Source organism: Mesorhizobium sp. M7A.F.Ca.US.008.03.1.1, assembly GCF_003997495.1.
Classification (GTDB): Bacteria; Pseudomonadota; Alphaproteobacteria; order Rhizobiales; family Rhizobiaceae; genus Mesorhizobium.
Genome location: NZ_RZRU01000006.1, coordinates 78,225 through 95,644 on the forward strand (window position 1 = coordinate 78,225; position 17,420 = coordinate 95,644).

Here is a 17,420-nt window from a genome sequence, read left to right on the forward strand (position 1 = left end):
TGGCGCCCAGAACCAGCGTGCCGTACTGGCCCACGATCCCGCCCAGGCCGCCGCTCACCGGGTTCGACACGTTCGATCCCGTCGCAACGCCCGTCACCGCGCCGCCAGGCGCTGCGCCGTCGGCGCCCAGAACGTCCGCCGTCCCGTCGCTCAGCACGTTGCCCGAAGCCTGCGCGCCTTCCGAGACGCTGTTGGTGTCGGCATGCGCCGTCGGAATGTCATCGACGATGTCGATGACGATGGCCGCCGGGACCGACGACGAGGTGCCGTCCGAGACGGTGAGCGAGAAGCTGTCGGTCTCGGTAACTGCCGGAACGTCCGTGGTCGTGCTGGTCAGTGTGTATTGATAGCTCGCGACGCCGGTTGCCGGGTTGTAGCCGGTGATCAACAGCGTGCCGTGGTCGCCCTGGAAAGCCGAACCGCTGAGGCTGCCGATGGCAACCGTGACGCCGCCGATGGTGACGGTCTGCACATCGTCGAGCCCGTCGGCGTCCGACACCGTGAAGGTGCCTGTCGCCACCGTACTGCCGTCACCGGCCGCCGAACCCGCCGCCAGACCTGCTTCATAAACCTGGTCATGCGCGCCGGCCGGATTGCCCTGGTCAACGACGATCTGCGGCACGTCGTTGGTGCCGTTGATGGTGATGGTCAGCGTTGCCGTATCGGTGTCGCCGTCGGCATCCTTCATCGTGTAGTTGAAGGTCTCGGTCAGCGTCTGGCCGGCGTCCAGCGCCTGCACCGCCGGATCGGCATTGTTGAGCGTATAGGTGTAGGTGCCGTCGGGATTGGCAACGAAGGTGCCGTGCGCGCCCGTCGTCGAGCCATCCCAACTGACGAAGCTCGTCGGCGTGTCGGCGCCCGGCTGGTTGTTAGCATGCAGGTCGTTGGTCAGCACATTGCCGTTGACCGGCGAGAGCGCGTCCTCGCTGATGCTGTTGATGTCGTTGACCGCATTGGGCAGGTCGTCGACGATGTCGATGACGATGGCCGCCGGGACCGACGACGAGGTGCCGTCCGAGACGGTGAGCGAGAAGCTATCGGTCTCGGTGACTGCCGGAACGTCCGTGGTCGTGCTGGTCAGTGTGTACTGATAGGTCGCGACGCCGGTTGCCGGGTTATAGCCGGTGATCAGCAGCGTGCCGTGGTCGCCCTGGAAAGCCGAACCGTTGAGGCTGCCGATGGCAACCGTGACGCCGCCGATGGTGACGGTCTGCACGTCGTCGAGCCCGTCGGCGTCCGACACCGTGAAGGTGCCTGTCGCCACCGTGCTGCCGTCGCCAGCCGCCGAACCCGCCGCCAGACCTGCTTCATAGACCTGGTCATGCGCGCCGGCCGGGTTGCCCTGGTCAACGACGATCTGCGGCACGTCGTTGGTGCCGTTGATGGTGATCTCGACCGTTGTCGTCGAGATGTCGCCGTCGCCATCGGTCAGCGTGTAGGTGAACGTGTCCGTCAGATGCTGCCCGGTGGTCAGCGCCTGGACCGCCGCAGCGCCGTTGTTCAGCGTATAGCTGTAGTGGCCATCCGCATCGATCGTGATCGAACCGTAGCTGCCCGCCACGGCCGAACCGACATGGCCCGAGGCCGATGCCACCGTGCCCGCCTCGACGCCCGTTACCGTTGCGCCGTCCGCGCCCTTGGTGTCGGCAACGCCGTCCGTGTTGTTCGCGTCCGCGCCGCCGCTGGCCGTGATGACGTTGCCGTCCGCGACCGTCGCACCGTCTTCCGTCACACTATCCGTATCGGCATGCGCCGTCGGCACGTCGTCGACGATGTTGACGGCAAAGGTGGTGCTGGCAGTATCGCCGTCGACATCCGTGACAGTGATGCTGAAATTCTCAGGAACCGTGTCGGTGCTAGGATCATAGCCGGGTGTCTGATCCGTATGGGAAACCGATTCGGTCACCGTGTAATTGTATTCGATGGCACCGGTGCTCGGATTGAAGGAGACGATCGTCAGGTAGCCGTACTGCCCTAGGATGTGCTGATCGACGCCGGTGACGGTGACACCGTTGATGACGATCGAGCCAATTCCATCCGGCGCGTCGATGCTGATCGTACCGGTGCTGGACGTTTCTTTGTCGGTCGACGCTTCGCTACCCGGAGATTGCGCCCCACCGCCATCGAGGCCAGTTTCACTGGCCGCTTCGGTCGGGGCAAGCAGTGACGTGGCCGTCACGGTAACCTGCCTGTCGACGATCGAGGGGAACAGTTCGCGCCTGTCCAATTGACCAAACTGCAAGGCAGTCGGCGGCAACAGAGCCGACAGGTCGAACCCGTCGCCGATGCCGCCGGGGGGAACCGAGAAATCTCCGCCTGCGCTTGAATTAGAACCGCCAGGGCCAGCCGAGATCGAACCGTCGGCGCCGAAGGCAACGTCGACATGGCTGGCTTCCAGCGCCGCCAGCAACGCAACGCGCGGCACCTCGACGTCGCCAATGATGAAGGTCGGCACGTTCAGGGCGCCATCCTTGATCACGATCACCGAGCCGTCGGCCTGCTCGAGTACAAGGTTTTGGCCGTCGACCTTGATGTTGTCGATGGAGGCGTTGGCCGGAAGCCTTACCACGTGGCTGGCGTCGGCTACATATTCGTGCGGCGCAGCTGCCGGCGGTGCCTTTGCTTCCGCGGGGGCTTCCGGCTTGACAGGCGCTCCGCCGCCGACATCGACCGGCACCGGTTCGGACGCTGCCGGCGCGGGCTGCTGCGTCGAACTTGCCTGGGCGACGCGGATCTCCGCCGGCGATGTCTGATCGCCGTGTTCGTTGGACGCGGAATGCTCGTTCAAGGAACCCGAAAAGCTGTCCAACTCGATATTGTTCGTCATGGCTGAAACCCCTCCGATATTTACCGGATAGAGACAGCGGCCACTTCTACTTTGCAACTGCCTTCTAATCTATTTCATATATTATGATATGCATTGCTCGGCATTTTTTACACGTGGTAAACCGCAGCAATATAACCTGATATATGCTGCATTCTGGAGGCCTCCCTGACGGAGAGCCGGCCGGAGTCTTTTGGTAAATCAAAGTATAAATTTGAATAAAATTTTAAATAAAATGGATAGAGACAGTTGCTGGATCTTTATCCACCTTCCTTTCCAATAATTTGAGACAAGATTGGTAGCGTCCACAGTCAAAGGTGGGCGTTATGAAAAAGCAAAAATCAGCTCCGGGAAAAACCCGGCTCCAGATGCTCCTGCTGGCAATCGGACTTGTCGGCCTGGCGGGGCCGTCATTCGCGGGCGATATCGCCGCACCCGGCAGGCCTCAGGAGAAGGTCCAGACGCCGCCCTGTCTCGGCGGTGTTTCGCTGGTGAGGCCTCAGCCCTGGCAGCCCGCGGGCGCTTACCGGATCGGTATGGTCACCGGCAGCTATGGCCCAGATGTTGGCGGCGGGGATGGCTCGTCAACGGCGGGAGATGACGCCGGGATAGATCCGGTGCAGACCGCGTCGATTATTCCGGGGGTATTCGGATCGGTTGCCTTGTCCATGCGCAATTTCCCCGTCGCAGCGCGCTGGGCGCCCGTCTACCGGGCAATCACCGCCTGCTCGGCCGGTAGCGCCTGCGAGCACAAGAGCGCGGCTTTTGCCGGCATGATCGCCGCCGCTCAAGGCAAGGGCTTCAGCGAGAAGCTGTCCTTCGTCAACAGCAGCGTAAATCGCCTGATCGCCTACAGGAAAGACAGCGTCGTCTACGGCAAGCTCGACTATTGGGCGAAGCCTTCGGAAATTCTCGAGCGGCGAGCCGGCGATTGCGAAGATTTTGCCATCCTCAAGATGACGGCCCTGCTGAGGGCCGGCATTCCGACACAAAGCATGGCGCTTGTCGTACTCCAGGATCGCAAGCGAGGCTTCTTTCACGCAGTGCTGTCGGTGGGCACAGGCAGCGGCACCTTCATTCTCGACAGCCTCAGCAACACCGTCGTGCGCGACAGCGATCTCCCGGACTACGTTCCGCTCTATTCGTTCAGCACGGACCGGGCCTGGATCCACGGTTCAAGACCGGGCGGAGCCCAGATGGCCGACATCAAGGGCGGTTTCGCAACCGTCGCACCCGGCGAAGGTTTTCAGCCGTAAGTTCTCGTTGGGATTGGTGGTAATTCAGCCGCCGAAGACGAACGCCATCAGCAGCTCCGGCTCGAGCACCGGAGCCCGAACCGCATTCAATTGCCCCCGATAACGACGGTCACCGGCGCCGATGACAAAGCCGGTGGCCACCGGCGATTCGCCGTTGGCGTCGAGCCGCGTGAAGATGTCGGCCACATTGAGGTCCAATGCCAGCTTGAGGTCGTGCCGTGCTTCATCGCTTGGGGCGATCGGCAATTGACGCTTGACCAGCTGCTGGAACGGCGCGTTGAACGACAGGATCTTCTTCGACGATGCCAGGGCAAAGGCCGGAGACGGGCAAGCGACCAGTATGGCATTGATGGTGTTGATCGATGCAAGCCTTCGCAAGGTCAGGTTTTCGTCCCCCAATCCACGCATGCAGGCCACCCGGATCGCGGATGTCAAATTGCCTGTCTGGGCCTGGCTTTCGGCGATCTCGTCGATGAGCATGCCGATGGTGCATTTCCGACGTTCGGCCATCTGCTTCAGCGACACCCAGAATGCCCGCTCCAAACGGATGCCGCGCCGTATGCCGCCGCGCGCCACGACCCGAAATTCCAGCCCGAAATCCTCGGCGGCGACTGGCGGAAGCAGCCGTTCGCGATCGGAATGATGAGGGCTGGCGCTACCGCTCACTCATCGCCTCCTCACGCGCCTTGTTGATCGGCTTCAGGAGGTAATGCAGGATCGTCTTGCGCCCGGTCTTGATATCGACCGAGCAGATCATTCCGGGAATGATCGAATAGGCCTTGCCGTCTCTTTGAAGCGTAGATTTGTCCGTCGCCACACGCACCTGATAATAGGGTTCCCCCGTTTTCTGGTCGACCAGGCTGTCGGCTGTGATGTTGGAGACCTTGCCCTCGATGCCGCCGAAGATCGAGAAATCATAGGCGGTGACCTTGATAAGCGCTTCCTGGTCGGGGCGGATGAACGCGACATCCCGTGGCGAGACCCGTGCCTCCACCAGCAACGTTTCGGAGGTCGGCACGATGCCGGCCACGACGGCGCCAGGCTGGACGAAGGCGCCTACCGTGTTGAGCTCCAGCGTGTTGACGATGCCGTCCACGGGAGAACGGATATCGGTGCGCGCGACCTTGTCGGTGGCTCCCCTTATGGTCTCATCCACCACCGAAAGGTCCGCCAGCGCCTGGGTAAGGTCGTCCAACGCCTCCTGCTGCAGTTGCAGGCCCAGTTCCTCGACCTGAAGCTGGGCTTCCGTGATCGACGATTTGATCTTCTTTATCGTTTCGCCCGCCAGGTTCAGCTGGCCGTTGAGTTCGGTCTGTTCGCGCTCGACGCGAAGCTGCTCGGTCCTTGCCATCAGGCCTTTCTTGACCATCGCGTCAACCAGTTTTGCCTCCTGGTCGCTGACGACCAGGTTTTTGGTCAGACGGTCGGAATTGGCCTCCGCCTCGGCCAGCTCCTTCTCGCGCTGATCGAGGCGTGACTTGAGCACGGACAGCTTGTTGTCGAAGTTCCCGCGCCGGGCGATGAGCAGCTTCTGTTCATTGTCGCAGATTTGGGGAGCGACCGACTGAATGTCCTGAGGACACGGAAATGGACCCGAGAGATTGCCGGCCTGTTCGTATTTCAGCCTTGCTATGCGCACTTCCAGCGCGCGCGCCTTGGCCTGCTGCTCGCCCAGACTGGACGTGTTGAGCGTGTTGTCCAGACGAATGACGAGATCGTTCTTTTTGACGATCTGGCCGATCGTCACCGCGATTTCCTGAACGACGCCTGCTTCACTCGCCTGAATGATCTGGGTCTTGGAAGCGGGTATGACCTTGCCGTCGCCGCGTGCGATCTCATCGACTTCGGCAAAGGACGCCCAGGCGACAAAAACCACGAAGAGCGCTCCGATGATGAATATGGACGCCGACGCAAACAGCGGCGGCCGATCTTCCCTGGCAAGCATTTCCTACGCCCCAACGCATTGGATGCATTACTATTTGTTCTATCAGGCGCTTGTTTTCTGCAGCGCCTGTATGACTTGGTCCTTCGGTCCGTCGGCAACGATCTTGCCCCGCTCGATTACGATCAGGCGGTCGGCCAGTTCAAGCATGCTGAACCGGTGTGTGGAGACGATCAGCGTGGTGTCGCGGTCAAAGGCGACTTTGAGCTGTTTTATCAACTGCCGTTCCGATGCGAGATCCATCGAGCCCGATGGCTCGTCCAGAAAGACGATTTTCGGTTTGGTCAAAAGCAGACGTGCGATCGCCACCGTCTGCCTCTGGCCGCCGGAAAGATTGGTGCCGCGCTCGCCGACATTCATGTCGTAGCCGCGCGGGTGGCGTGAAACGAAATCGTCGACACCGGCCGCCTTTGCCGCTTCGATGATCTGTTCGTCGGTAGCCTCGGGGCATGCCATCAGGAGGTTTTCCTTGATGGTGCCCGAGAACAGGTCGCCGGCCTGCGCAACGATGCCGACCGCGGCGCGAACCTCGGACGGGTGATACTGGCGAATGTCGATCCCATCCAGCAGCAACTCACCGGAAGTCGGCAGGAAGAGCCGGCCGATCAGCCGCCCCATCGTCGTCTTTCCCGATCCTATGCGGCCTATGATGCCGATCCGCTCACCCGGCTTGACCGAGAAATTCAGGCCGGTCAGAACCTCGTTTTCGGACCCGGGATAGACAAACCCGACATTCCTGAACACCATCGCCCCCTTGCGAATGGGGCGGTTGACGAAACCCACCGTGTCGGGTCGGTCTTCCGGTTGAGCCATGATCGAGTTCACCATTCTCAGCGAGAGCATGGCCTGGCGGAACCGGGACAACGTTATGGCGATCTGGCCGAGCGGCGCCACGGCCCTGCTCGCCAGCATCACCGTTCCTATGATTGCTCCTGTCGAAACATGCCCTTCCGAGAAGGCATAGGCGCCGGCCACGACCAGAGCGACGGTCACCAGCTGTTGTATGGACTGGGTGATGTTGCCCGCCGCCGCCGATAGCTGCTTGATCTTCTCGGACGTGTTGGCGGCGTTCTTGGAGTGCTCCCCCCATTTTCGCAGCAGATACGCCTCGGCCCGCAGCGACTTGATGGTCTCCAGCGTCGAGATCGATTCGACCAGCAGGGCCTGGCGCTGCGATGCTTCGTTCATCGAGGCGGCGACGCGCTTGCCGATGCGGCGCTGGGTGACCAGGCCGACGATGACGGACATCACGAAGGCCAGCGCCGGTATGATCACCAGCCAGCCGCCTATTGCATAGATCACAAGGAGAAAGACGAAGACGAATGCCGTGTCGATGAACACGCTTATGGTGTTGGAGGTGAAGAACTCCCTGACGAATTCATATTGCGTGACCCTGTTTGCGTATTCGCCGGTCGATCCAGGGCGCGCCGACAGCGACGAGTTCAGCACTTTTTCGAACAGGAGATAGGATATCCGGAGATCCGCCTTGCGGCCGGCATAGTCGATGAGGGAAGCCCTGGCCGTCTTCAAAAGCAGATCGAACAGGATGACCGCACCGATGCCGAGAGCCAGGACCCACAGTGTCGATATTGCCTTGTTCGGCAGGATCCTGTCGTAGACGTTCATGGTGAAGATCGGCGAGGCTATGGCGAGCAGATTGATGAACACCGCCGCCAGGACGACTTTCGAGTAGGTGCGCCAGAAAGCGCCCATCGTCCCCGTAAGCCAATGTCTCCGCTCGATCCTGGCAGCCGAGCCGACCGACATGGTCTCCGCGGCATTGGCATAGGTGATCGAGAAGGAAGCGCCGCCGCTGATGTAGCTGGCGGCCAGTTCCGATCGGCCAATCGTGGTGCGGCCGTCTTCCTGGGGCGCGGTGATATACGCATCGTCTTCGCCTAGAGCGAGCAGGGCAACCGGCAATTGGCTGACGCGAAAGACGATTGCCGGCAGGTCGATACGCCCCCTGAGAAAATCGCGGTGGCTGAACTCGGTGACTTCCAGGCCGATGCGTTCGGCAAGGTGCCTGATGTCGTCGACCGCAATTCGCGTGTCCGAGAGCGGCACGCCGGCAAACAGCACGGTCTCCGCGCTCGGCCTGCCGAGATATCCGGCAACGGCTGAGAAACAGGCCTTGAACGCCTCCTTGGGGGAGAGGATGTTGGGTTGCTGGTTCACGATCTGCCCGTCAGGACGCTCGCTGGACCTTGCGTCGTCTTATTTCTTCCTCACCGGGGCGAGAATATCGAATGGCAGGTCGTTCTTCTGCTCCGATGGCGTCCGCGCATAGGTTTCGGTGTCTGCGGTTTCCGGTGCCGCAAACTCGGTTCGTGCATAGGCCGTCGCTTGTTTCGCCGGCTGAAGGTTCATCGTTTTCAGCAATTGTCCGGTCGCGGCCAGAAGCCGATACTGGGCAAACAGCGATGCGTAGGACGCGGTATCCGCCAGCGTTGCCGTGTTGAACCGCGTATTCTGCGCATCCAGCACGTCGAGCAGCGAGCGCTGTCCGACCTTGAACTGCTCGCGATAGGAACCGACCAGCTTCTCATTGGCGGCGGCTTGCTGCCTCAGGGTCTTTGCCAGATCGGCTTGCCGGAAACGGCGATCCCATGACGTGCGAACGGCTTCCTCGATTTCGCGCTGCACCTGATGCAGCGCCAGGCGCTGTTCACTGGTGCGGCGGATCTGCTCCTGCTCGTTGGCCTTGTCGATCCCACCGCGATAGAGATTCCAGCGCAGGACCAGCCGCGCCTGCAGATCGCTGGTGTCGCCATCGTCGCCGTCAATGTCGGTTCCCGCCCGCGCGCGACCTTCAGCGATGATGGAGGGGCCAAATTTTGCCCGTGCGGCATCCACGAGGGAGGCCGCCGCGTCGATGTCGCTGTTGGCCATGTGCACGCGCGGGTTGCTTTCCCGTGCCAACCCTATCGCCTCGTCAAGCGAGCGCGGGAGCGCGGCCGAGACATCGCCCGGCCTCGAAGGGCTGGTCAGTGGCTTTCCGACGGTCTTGAAGAAGCGGATCTTGGCCGCTTCCAGTTCCTCGGTCGCCTCCTGCATGCGCGCCTTGGCGGCGAACAACCGTTCCTCGGCCTGTTGCCGGTCGGCCTCGTTCAGCGCGCCGCCCGAGATGCCTTGCCGGATGTCGCCGAGAATTCCCTGGTGGAAGCCGAGATTCTTCTTCGCTTCGACAACGATCGAAGCCTGCAGCATGTACTCCAGGTAATCCTGGACAACGGACAGCCCGATGAATTCGGACCGTTCCAGCACCCGGAATGAAGCGCCGTCGACGCGCGATGCCTGACGGTTCAATTCGGCCCGCCTTGCGCCGCTGTCATAAAGCGTCTGCGAAACTGTAAGGTCCGTTTCAGCCGGATAGAGCGCGTCGTCTTCGATGGAAAGTGAGCGCCGGGATGGATTGTCGAGCCGGCGAACGCCGGCCGATGCCTCGACATCGACGCTGGGAAGATAAAGGCCCTTGGCCTGCCGCAGCTCGAACTCGATTGCTTCGCGGTTTTCGATCGCCTGTCCAATCTCGGGATTGGATTCCACCGCGACAGCCATCGCCTCCTTGAGCGTGAGCGCGTGAGCACTCCCGCAGGTCAGCATGGTGGCCGCCATCAAAAGACCAAGGCGCCTGCCTATGGTCGACATATTTGTCGTATTCATCAATCCCACCCTAACGTTTCCCCAGCGTCCTTTTCAGAGCGCTAACCAGGCCAAGGCCTGCCCGTCGGTGGATTATTCACAAATTCACGAAATATGTGAGCGATTATTGATTTAGAACTCGCTAAATAGCCTTTTTGGGCAACAAGGCTGCGAGATGTAGCAAAAATAGCACATAACGTCGGCTCGCTGCGGTTGTATCCGGACGCCGCACTCTGCGGGAAAATTCAGAAAACGCCGCGCTGTGGGCCGATAAGGTCAGACTCATGGCCGGTTTGGAGAGCGGTCGCTGGAGACCCAACCGGGAGTTGTAGTATTTTCAAGCACGCGACCTCGGGTGCCGCTCGCTCGTTATGGCCATAAGTCTGTCAGCGCGCACCATTGCGGAGCCACTTTTTGTCGCGGCCCGAGTCGTCGCCCCTAATTTGCCCTCAACGCCACCATGCGGTCGAGCGCTGCGGTCAGGCCGCGAAGCGAGACCGGGAAGCTCAGCGGGGTCTCGGCGTCCGTGGTGACATTGAGCTTCAGCACCGAGCCTCCCCTCAGCTTTTCAAGCGTCGGCCGATCGATCGTAAAGACGGAGACGCAACCCGTCGGCAGGCAGGTCCTGAAGCGCTGCGGGGACAGTGGCGGTTGATCGTCGATCTGCAGCGTCACGCCCGGATCGAGCAGGATGCCGAAGGGCAGAAGCAAGGTAGCCGTCGTCGAGCCGTCCGGGCGTGCCGCGATCTCCACGGCAAGAAGCCTCTGCCCGTTCTGCTGGACCTGGTCTTGCGCGAGCGAGCACACTCTCGCCTTCTCGCGAACAGAGCAGGTCACACTCCAGTCCTGATAGACCTCACGCAGCGATGAGGGTCCATCCGGGACAGCCGCCACCTGTTGCTGGGCAGACACCGGTGACATCAACGGGAATAGAATTGCCCCACATGCGGAGACGGCCTTCGGGCCAAGCTTCATGTGCAGACCCACTCGCGGATCTTGCATTTCTCTCCCGCCGCCTCGCAGGCCTGCAAAGCGAGATCCTCCGCTTCCCGACGGGTCTCGGCCGAATTCACGCCCCAGGCCGTGAAACGGTTCTCCACTTTGTCTGCCACGGCAAGCGCACCGCAATGCTTGTAGGGAAAGCCGGTCTCGTCGTCATCATTCCAATGGCGATGGTTGCGGAAGACGGTGACGACGTTGCAGGCCTTTCCGCCCGCGTTCTCGCAATATTTCTGTGCGATGTCCTTCGCTTCCTGCCGCTTGTCGGCGCCCCAGAAGAAGCCGTATTTGCTATCGGCCTGCGAATAGGCAATGGCCGCCCAGATGCCTTTTTCCTCCTGTTGCGGCTCCGATGGGGCCACAAGGTCGGCTGAGACGACTTGTCCGCTCCACAACAAAGTCAAGCCCAAAACTGCCAAAGCCTGCAATCTCATGGTCGGCATCCCTTTCCTTAACCTCATCGCTTCGCGTCCTACTTCGCCGCCGAAGCGAGGGAGATCACCACACAGCTTTTGCCCGTCGGCAGGAGAAGCGCTTCACCGGCATTGCCGCCGAGCTCGTAGACCTCGACCTGCCCGAGATGGTCGGTAATTTTGCTGCCCTGCGGCAGGATGGATGCGATGTCGGCGCACGGGCTGGCGAATGGCGCCACCCGCACCATCGCTCCTTCGCAACCCGTGGCGGTGGGCGACGCGAAGACGATGCCGGCGGCCGGTCCGCTATAGCGTTCCGACGCATAGTCCATGCCGACATAGGCCTGAATGGCGTGCTTGTCGGCGGCCTGGTCGTTCCACAGGGATTTGACGCTGTATTTCGTGCCGGTCGTCAGAATCTGTCCGAGCACCGGATAGACGGTCGAGCAAGCCTGCACCCCGGCCTGCTTGACATGCTCGAGGAAGGGCGTGTCCGGAAGCACGGGGGCCGCCGCTGTTTCTGCGGGTGCGGCCGTCGCGCCGCCGACCAGATTGGCGATCGCGGCATAGTTTCCGGCGGCGAAGCCAAGGCCCGCCACGACCAATCCCAGCAGTGAATATCCGGCCACGCGTGGCCAGCGCCGCCTTGGCGACTCGGCCCGCCTCTGCCGATCCGCCTCGACGGTCGCGGTGCGTTTCGCGGACGTGAACTGGTCCTGCTGGCTCATGGTGATGCCCCGGTTACTTGAGTGGTGAAAGGGCCTCTGACAGCCCCTTGAGCGTTGCGGTCACGGTGATCGTCTGGCCGTCGGCTGTCGAATAGGAGATCGCCGGTGTCGCATTCTGCGATATCTGTCGACGCATGACGGGGCCTACCGGCAACATGCCGACACAGACCATTTCGTTGCAGCCGTTCAGGTGCACATCGATCGGCTGCTTCTGTCCATCGAACTTCAGCGACACCAGGCCATCGCTCCTGGCGTTCGGAGCGGTGCGCAGGATCATGTACGGCTTGCCGTCCTGGGTGGCGGCAAGCGACCAGCTGAAAGCCATCTTGCCTGATGCGTCCTCGATGATCTGCGAGACGTTGCAGACCTTCTTGCGAGCCTTGAGGTTCTCGTCGCAGATCAGCGTCCAGTTATCGAATGGGCGAATGGTGCGCTGATAGTCTCCGAGCTTCACCTCGGGCGGCACCACTACGTCCGATGGCTTGATCCTGTAGGTCGACGCGACCTGCCCGGCGGCCGGCACGAGGCCGCCGCAGAGCGCCAGGCAGGTCAGGGCAGCAAATCCTTTCATTCCCGCCTCAGTTCAAGGTGAAGCTGATGCCGGCGCCGACACCGACATGCCCACCCGCGGCCGTGCCCGACAGATTGCCCCGGATGCGGCCGTCTTCGCTGGTGTAGCCAGCGCCGAAGGCGAACGCGCCTGCGTCCCGCCACAAGCCGCCACCCGCCGCGACGCTCAGCTTTCCGGGCCGGTCGTCATAGCGCAGCGAGGCGGCCGCAAGGCCTATTGCGGCCGCCTGCCGCGCCTCGTCGCGGATGCCGCTGATGTCCGAATTGAGCTGGCTGAGCTTCTGGTCGGTATAGTCGTTGGCCTGCTGCAAGGTCGTCACCGCCACCTTGTCGGTGTAGGCGTTGGACGTATCGATAGCGTAGGCCACGCGGTTGTCCGTATAGCTCTTGCCCGCGGTCAGGCCCTGGTTCATCTGGTCGACGTTGACCGCATCGGTCCCTTTGACGCCGGGGCCGACATTGGAGATGACGACCGGCGCGTTGACGTCGCCACCTTGCAACGTGATGGTGTTCGTCTTGTTGCCGCCCTGGGTGTCATAGGTCACCGCGTTCTGGGTGAGGTTTCCGACGCCGGCTTTCAGATCCTCGATCGCCGTGTTGGTGGCGTAGAGCTGCGAGCCGTTGATCGCATCGGTGCTGTCGGAAGACACGCGGCCGGCCGCGACATTGGTGATCGTCCGCTCGGCGCCGGCGTCGCCGACGCTGACGGTTCCGGTCGGCGTCGTCCCGGCATAAGTGTAGGTCTTGCCGTTGATGACGGTGCTGGAGGTCCCGACCGCGGTCTGTGTCACCGAACCGGAACCGAGCGCCACATCGTTGGCGTTGTTGGCCTTGGCGCCTTGGCCGAGCGCGACAGCGCCCTGCCCAGTGGCCGTCGAGCCATGTCCCGCGGCCAGGCTGTCGGTACCGCTGGCCACGCTCTCCGGTCCGATCGCAACGGCGTTGGTGCCGCCCGCGATGCTGTCGGCCAGTGTCGAGTTGGCGTGGAAATATTTGATGCCGCCGCCATTGCTGATGCTGGTCAGCGCATTGTCGACCGCCGTGAAGCCGTCATAGACGGTGGAATAATTGTTGCCCTGGATGTTGTAGGTCGGGCCGGTGATCGAGCCGTCGGGATTGACGGTCGTGCCGCCGCCGAACAGGTTACTGACGTTTTGCGTCACGCCGCGCAATTGCGAGACGTTGACGCCGTCGGTGTCGGCCGAGCCCGCCGCGACATTGGTGAGCTTGCGTTCGGCCCCGGCGGCGCCGATCGACACCTCGCCGACCGAGGTCTGCGGACCGGCGAGTGCGAAGGCCGTGTAGCCCGCCTGCGCGCCGACCGTGGTGATGGATTGCGCACCGAGCGCCACGCTGTTGATGAAGGTGCTCTGGGCGCCGGCGCCGAGCGCCACCGACTGGATGCCGGACGCCAGCGAATTGGTGCCGAGCGCCAGCCCATCGGCCAGCATCACATGGGCGCCCTGGCCGATCGCTGTGCCGCCAGGTGCTGTCTGGTCGACTATGGCGCCATTGCCGATGCCGATGCCGTTGTCGCCATTGACGACCGTTGTCGGGCCAACCGCGACCGACTCGGCGCCGACCGCCAGCGAGTCGCCCGCCGTCGAATTGGCATGGAAATACTTGGTCGAGGTGGCCGATACGGAAGCGATGGCGCCGGCGAGCTGGCGGACCGTCACCGCATCCTGATCCTGCGTGCCGTCGGCCACGTTGGTGATCTGCCGGTAGGATGTTGCGTCGCCGACCGAAACGGCGCCGAGCAGCGTCTTGTCGGTCGTGTTGTACTGGATGAAGTTGGCTGGGCCGGCCGCGATCTGGCCCGTGGCCGGAGCCAGCGCGCGATCGGAGACCGAACCGGAACCGAGCGCCACGCCGCCGTCGATGCTGACATTGCTGTCGCGGCCGAGCGCCAGCGCGCTGTCGCCCGTCGCGGTCGCCTGGTAGCCGACGGCGGTGGAGCCGACCCCTTGTGCGAAGGAATCGGTCTGCGCCAGCCCGGCCTCGTTGGTGCGGGCGTAGCGGATGCCCTCGCCATTGGCGTCGGTATAGGCGGTCGACGTGTCGCCGGCGATGTTGTTGATCGTGTTGCCGAGATTGGTCACGCCACTGCCGATATTGGCGATGTCGGTGGTGTTCTGCGTCACCTGCTGGTTGGTGGCGAAAAGCTGCGAGCCGTTGACGGCATCGGTCGAACCGCCATTCAACTGCCCGGCCGCGACATTCTGGATCTGGCGCTCGGCGCCCGCCGAGCCGACCGAGAAGGCGCCGGCCGGCGTGCCGCCGGCAAAGGTGTAGTTGACGCCGCCGATCGTCGTGCCACCGACGGCAGTCGTTGCGCCCGATGTCGAATTCAGGCCGATCGCGACGTCGCCGGCATTGTTGGCCACCGCATTGGGCCCGACAGCGACGGAATCCGTTCCGAGAGCCTGTGAATCCGCCAGGGTCGAGTTGGCGTGGAAATACTTGATGCCGCCACCGGTGTTGAGGTTATTGACGGTAACGCCGATGGCGTCGACCGCCTGGTTGGTGGCGAAGAGCTGCGAGCCGTTGATCGCATCGGTCGAGAGCGCGCTGATGCGCCCCGCCGCCAGGTTGGTGAGCGTGCGTTCCGCACCGGGCGCGCCGATGCTGACCGTCGAGGTTGGGTTGGTGCCCTGGAAAGCATAGGTCGTGCCGTTGATCACCCCGCTCGCCGTGCCGACGGCCGTGGTGGTCACCGAGCCGGACCCGAGCGCCACGTCACCAGTGCTTGCCGCCGCCGTCGCGCCATTGCCCAGCGCGACATTGCCCGCAAGGCCGGCGGCGCCCGCCGTCGAGCCATTGCCCAGCGCCACGGAACCTTGCCCGATCGCCTTGTTGTTGTTGCCGATGGCGACCGCGCCGTTGGCCATGTTCGCGGCCGTGGCGGTTACCGTACCATCGCTGTTGGCGATGTTGTTGGCGCCCCCGGTGAAGGCGCCGGTGCCGCTGGCATAGCTCGGATCGCCGATGGCGACCGCACCGTCACCATAGGCTTCGTTGCCGGCACCGATGGCGACCGCCTTGCCGCCGTCGGCCACCGCGCCCGTGCCGATGGCGACAGAATCGGCGGTGATCGCGCTGGCGGCGGTGCCCATGGCGACCGCGTTTACGTCCTGTGCCACCGCGCCTGCTCCAACTGCCGTCGAGGCTGCCCCTGAAGAGACGGCCGTCGTGCCGATGGCGATGGAATCGTCGCCTGAGGCCGTGACCGTACGGCCGCCCGCGAACGCACGGGCACCGGTGGCCTTGGCGGCGGACCCAATCGAAACGGAGTCAGCTCCCGTCGCGCTGGCCTGGTAGCCCATGGCTGCCGAATTGTCGCCGCCAGCTACGGTGCTCATGCCAATTGCGGTGCTGGCGACGCCACTGGCAGTTGAGGAAGTGCCCACTGCGGTGGCGAAACCGCCGGAAGAGAGCGAATTGGTGCCGATTGCGATGCTGTTGGGCACGGCCGTGTTGGCCTGAACGCCCGCCTGCGCGCCCACACCAAATGCGATGGATTGATTGCCCCAGGCACTGGCTGCGTTGCCCATCGCCGTTGCGCCAGTTCCGGTTGCTTTGGTCAGGGTACCTATTGCAACCGTGTTATCCTGCGATGCCGCGGCCTGATAGCCGTTGGCGATCGATTGGGTGCCGGTGGCTTGGGCCGCTGTTCCGACTGCAATTGCGTTGGCGCCTGCTCCGTTCGCGTTGATACCCAAAGAGACCGCCTGAAGCCCGCTTGCGACCGACCCACCACCGATCGATGTGCTGTTCACGCCACTGGCAGTGGAGGACTCGCCTAAAGCTAGGGTGTTTGCCTGGCTCGCGGTCGCGCCCGCGCCCAAGGCGACTGCATTGATGGCTGTGGCTTTCGCGAGAGATCCCATGGATACGCCCCCCGTCGCCGTGGCGGTCGCTCCGTTACCTATCGCGACGGTCAGATTGCTCGACGCAACGGCTGTGGCGCCCATCGCTATGGCGGCCGTTCCCGTTGCCTTGCTTGCGCGTCCGATCGCAGTGGTGTCAACCTGGGACGCCACCACATCCGTACCGATGGCGATGGCGCTCTGGGCCAGCGCTCCCGTTCCAGCGGCAGTGCGCGAGCCAAGATAGACGGAGTTTATCGCGGTTGCTGTCGACTGGAAGCCGACAGCGATGGCGTTCTGGGCGCTTGCGTTGGTGTTGGTGCCTTGGGCAATGGTGTCCAGTGCCGACGAGATTGCTTGACTCCCGATCGCGACGGCGCGGGACCCGGTGGCTTGAGACCCCCAGCCTCCGGCGAACGCCTGGCCGCCGCTGGCCAAGGAACTGACGCCGACGGCGGTGGAGTTGCCTCCCGAAGCAACGGAGAAGGTACCCAGGGCGCTGGCGCCGGCCCCGGTGGCATTTGCATCAACGCCGACTGCGAGTGTATTGACATTGTTTGATACAGTGCCGGAGCCCAGCGCCACCGCTCCGCCGGAGCCCGTGGCCGACGCATTCAGGCCGATGGCGACCGAGTATTGCGCCGACGAAACGGTCTGGGTGCCGAGCGCTATCGACCAGACATTGGTGGCGGAGGCGCTATTTCCGATCGCTATGGAGTTGGGAGTTGTCGCGGTTCCACCGCCAGCGGCATATTGCGCCTGTGCCGGCATTGTGGCCATGCTCAGTGCAAAAGCGCCCAGCATCGCGGCCGCTGCCGACCCGCCGACGCCCAGCGTCCCCAGTCCCAGGCGCTTGCGCCGCATGCCGAGCACGCTATGGGCCATGCGCAGCACCGCCATCAAGCGGCGCCGGACCGAGCGTGAGCGAGGATCGGCCCCCGCGATCCACTGCCCGGCGAAATGCGCCGTGCGGCGCTGAACAAACGAGTCGTTCGAAAACTGGTTGTCGGTCATGGTTCCCTCTCCGCTGGCCGGCACGAAATGTCTGACAATTCCGTTCCACCGCAGGAAGACATGATTCCTGCCCGCGGTATTTCACGAAATTGCTGTCTTGTGAGAAAAGATCGGAGCAAACCGACAGAGGTTAACGGCTCGTTACCTTAGCCAATGCTTT

The 17,420-nt window shown here is 63.0% G+C and carries 11 protein-coding genes; 1 reads left to right on the forward strand and 10 read right to left on the reverse strand.

What is annotated here, in order from left to right; genetic code table 11:
• A partial coding sequence (locus EOA16_RS10670) for a VCBS domain-containing protein (RefSeq protein WP_206517328.1) occupies nucleotides 1-2,827 on the reverse strand: 2,827 nt, incomplete at its 3' end.
• Between the two features lie 323 nt (nucleotides 2,828-3,150).
• On the opposite strand from EOA16_RS10670, the gene EOA16_RS10675 reads away from it, so the two are divergent.
• On the forward strand, nucleotides 3,151-4,080 hold the full coding sequence (locus tag EOA16_RS10675) for a transglutaminase-like cysteine peptidase (RefSeq protein ID WP_127257751.1): 930 nt from the start codon (nucleotides 3,151-3,153) through the stop codon (nucleotides 4,078-4,080).
• Nucleotides 4,081-4,104: 24 nt separating this feature from the next.
• Here EOA16_RS10675 and EOA16_RS10680 read toward each other — a convergent pair whose 3' ends face one another.
• The 9 genes from EOA16_RS10680 to EOA16_RS10720 all read right to left on the reverse strand — a co-directional run bounded on the left by EOA16_RS10680 (nucleotide 4,105) and on the right by EOA16_RS10720 (nucleotide 17,260).
• Nucleotides 4,105-4,746, reverse strand: a complete 642-nt coding sequence (locus tag EOA16_RS10680) for a ribbon-helix-helix domain-containing protein (protein ID WP_127257753.1) — start codon at nucleotides 4,744-4,746, stop codon at nucleotides 4,105-4,107.
• Nucleotides 4,736-6,025 (reverse strand): HlyD family type I secretion periplasmic adaptor subunit, encoded by a 1,290-nt coding sequence (locus EOA16_RS10685; RefSeq protein WP_127257755.1) that lies wholly within the window; start codon nucleotides 6,023-6,025, stop codon nucleotides 4,736-4,738. The genes EOA16_RS10680 and EOA16_RS10685 overlap by 11 nt, the downstream gene beginning before the upstream one ends.
• Before the next feature lie 42 nt (nucleotides 6,026-6,067).
• The gene (locus tag EOA16_RS10690; RefSeq protein ID WP_127257757.1) at nucleotides 6,068-8,200 is read right to left on the reverse strand and encodes a type I secretion system permease/ATPase; all 2,133 of its coding nucleotides are present in this window, start codon (nucleotides 8,198-8,200) and stop codon (nucleotides 6,068-6,070) included.
• Nucleotides 8,201-8,239: 39 nt separating this feature from the next.
• Nucleotides 8,240-9,688: a TolC family protein gene (locus EOA16_RS10695; RefSeq protein ID WP_127257759.1), complete on the reverse strand. Its 1,449-nt coding sequence runs from the start codon at nucleotides 9,686-9,688 to the stop codon at nucleotides 8,240-8,242.
• Between the two features lie 417 nt (nucleotides 9,689-10,105).
• Nucleotides 10,106-10,642 (reverse strand): invasion associated locus B family protein, encoded by a 537-nt coding sequence (locus EOA16_RS10700; protein WP_206517329.1) that lies wholly within the window; start codon nucleotides 10,640-10,642, stop codon nucleotides 10,106-10,108.
• Entirely contained in the window at nucleotides 10,639-11,100 is a 462-nt protein-coding gene (locus EOA16_RS10705) for a DUF4189 domain-containing protein (RefSeq protein ID WP_127257763.1), read from the reverse strand. Before EOA16_RS10705 ends, EOA16_RS10700 begins: the two co-directional genes overlap by 4 nt.
• A gap of 38 nt (nucleotides 11,101-11,138) precedes the next feature.
• Nucleotides 11,139-11,807, reverse strand: a complete 669-nt coding sequence (locus tag EOA16_RS10710) for a hypothetical protein (protein WP_127257765.1) — start codon at nucleotides 11,805-11,807, stop codon at nucleotides 11,139-11,141.
• A gap of 13 nt (nucleotides 11,808-11,820) precedes the next feature.
• Nucleotides 11,821-12,378, reverse strand: a complete 558-nt coding sequence (locus EOA16_RS10715; protein ID WP_127257767.1) for an invasion associated locus B family protein — start codon at nucleotides 12,376-12,378, stop codon at nucleotides 11,821-11,823.
• A gap of 7 nt (nucleotides 12,379-12,385) precedes the next feature.
• Nucleotides 12,386-17,260 carry a YadA-like family protein gene (locus tag EOA16_RS10720; RefSeq protein WP_127257769.1) on the reverse strand — a complete coding sequence of 1,625 codons (4,875 nt, stop codon included), beginning with the start codon at nucleotides 17,258-17,260 and terminating at the stop codon, nucleotides 12,386-12,388.
• Nucleotides 17,261-17,420 lie beyond the last annotated feature (160 nt).

Excerpts from the sequence above, each read along its gene's own strand:
- EOA16_RS10710 (WP_127257765.1), bottom strand. The coding sequence starts at position 11,807 with ATGAGCCAGCAGGACCAGTTCACGTCCGCGAAACGCACCGCGACCGTC.
- EOA16_RS10695 (WP_127257759.1), bottom strand. The coding sequence starts at position 9,688 with ATGAATACGACAAATATGTCGACCATAGGCAGGCGCCTTGGTCTTTTG.
- EOA16_RS10675 (WP_127257751.1), top strand. The coding sequence starts at position 3,151 with ATGAAAAAGCAAAAATCAGCTCCGGGAAAAACCCGGCTCCAGATGCTC.
- EOA16_RS10700 (WP_206517329.1), bottom strand. The coding sequence starts at position 10,642 with ATGAAGCTTGGCCCGAAGGCCGTCTCCGCATGTGGGGCAATTCTATTC.
- EOA16_RS10720 (WP_127257769.1), bottom strand. The coding sequence starts at position 17,260 with ATGACCGACAACCAGTTTTCGAACGACTCGTTTGTTCAGCGCCGCACG.
- EOA16_RS10685 (WP_127257755.1), bottom strand. The coding sequence starts at position 6,025 with ATGCTTGCCAGGGAAGATCGGCCGCCGCTGTTTGCGTCGGCGTCCATA.
- EOA16_RS10705 (WP_127257763.1), bottom strand. The coding sequence starts at position 11,100 with ATGAGATTGCAGGCTTTGGCAGTTTTGGGCTTGACTTTGTTGTGGAGC.
- EOA16_RS10715 (WP_127257767.1), bottom strand. The coding sequence starts at position 12,378 with ATGAAAGGATTTGCTGCCCTGACCTGCCTGGCGCTCTGCGGCGGCCTC.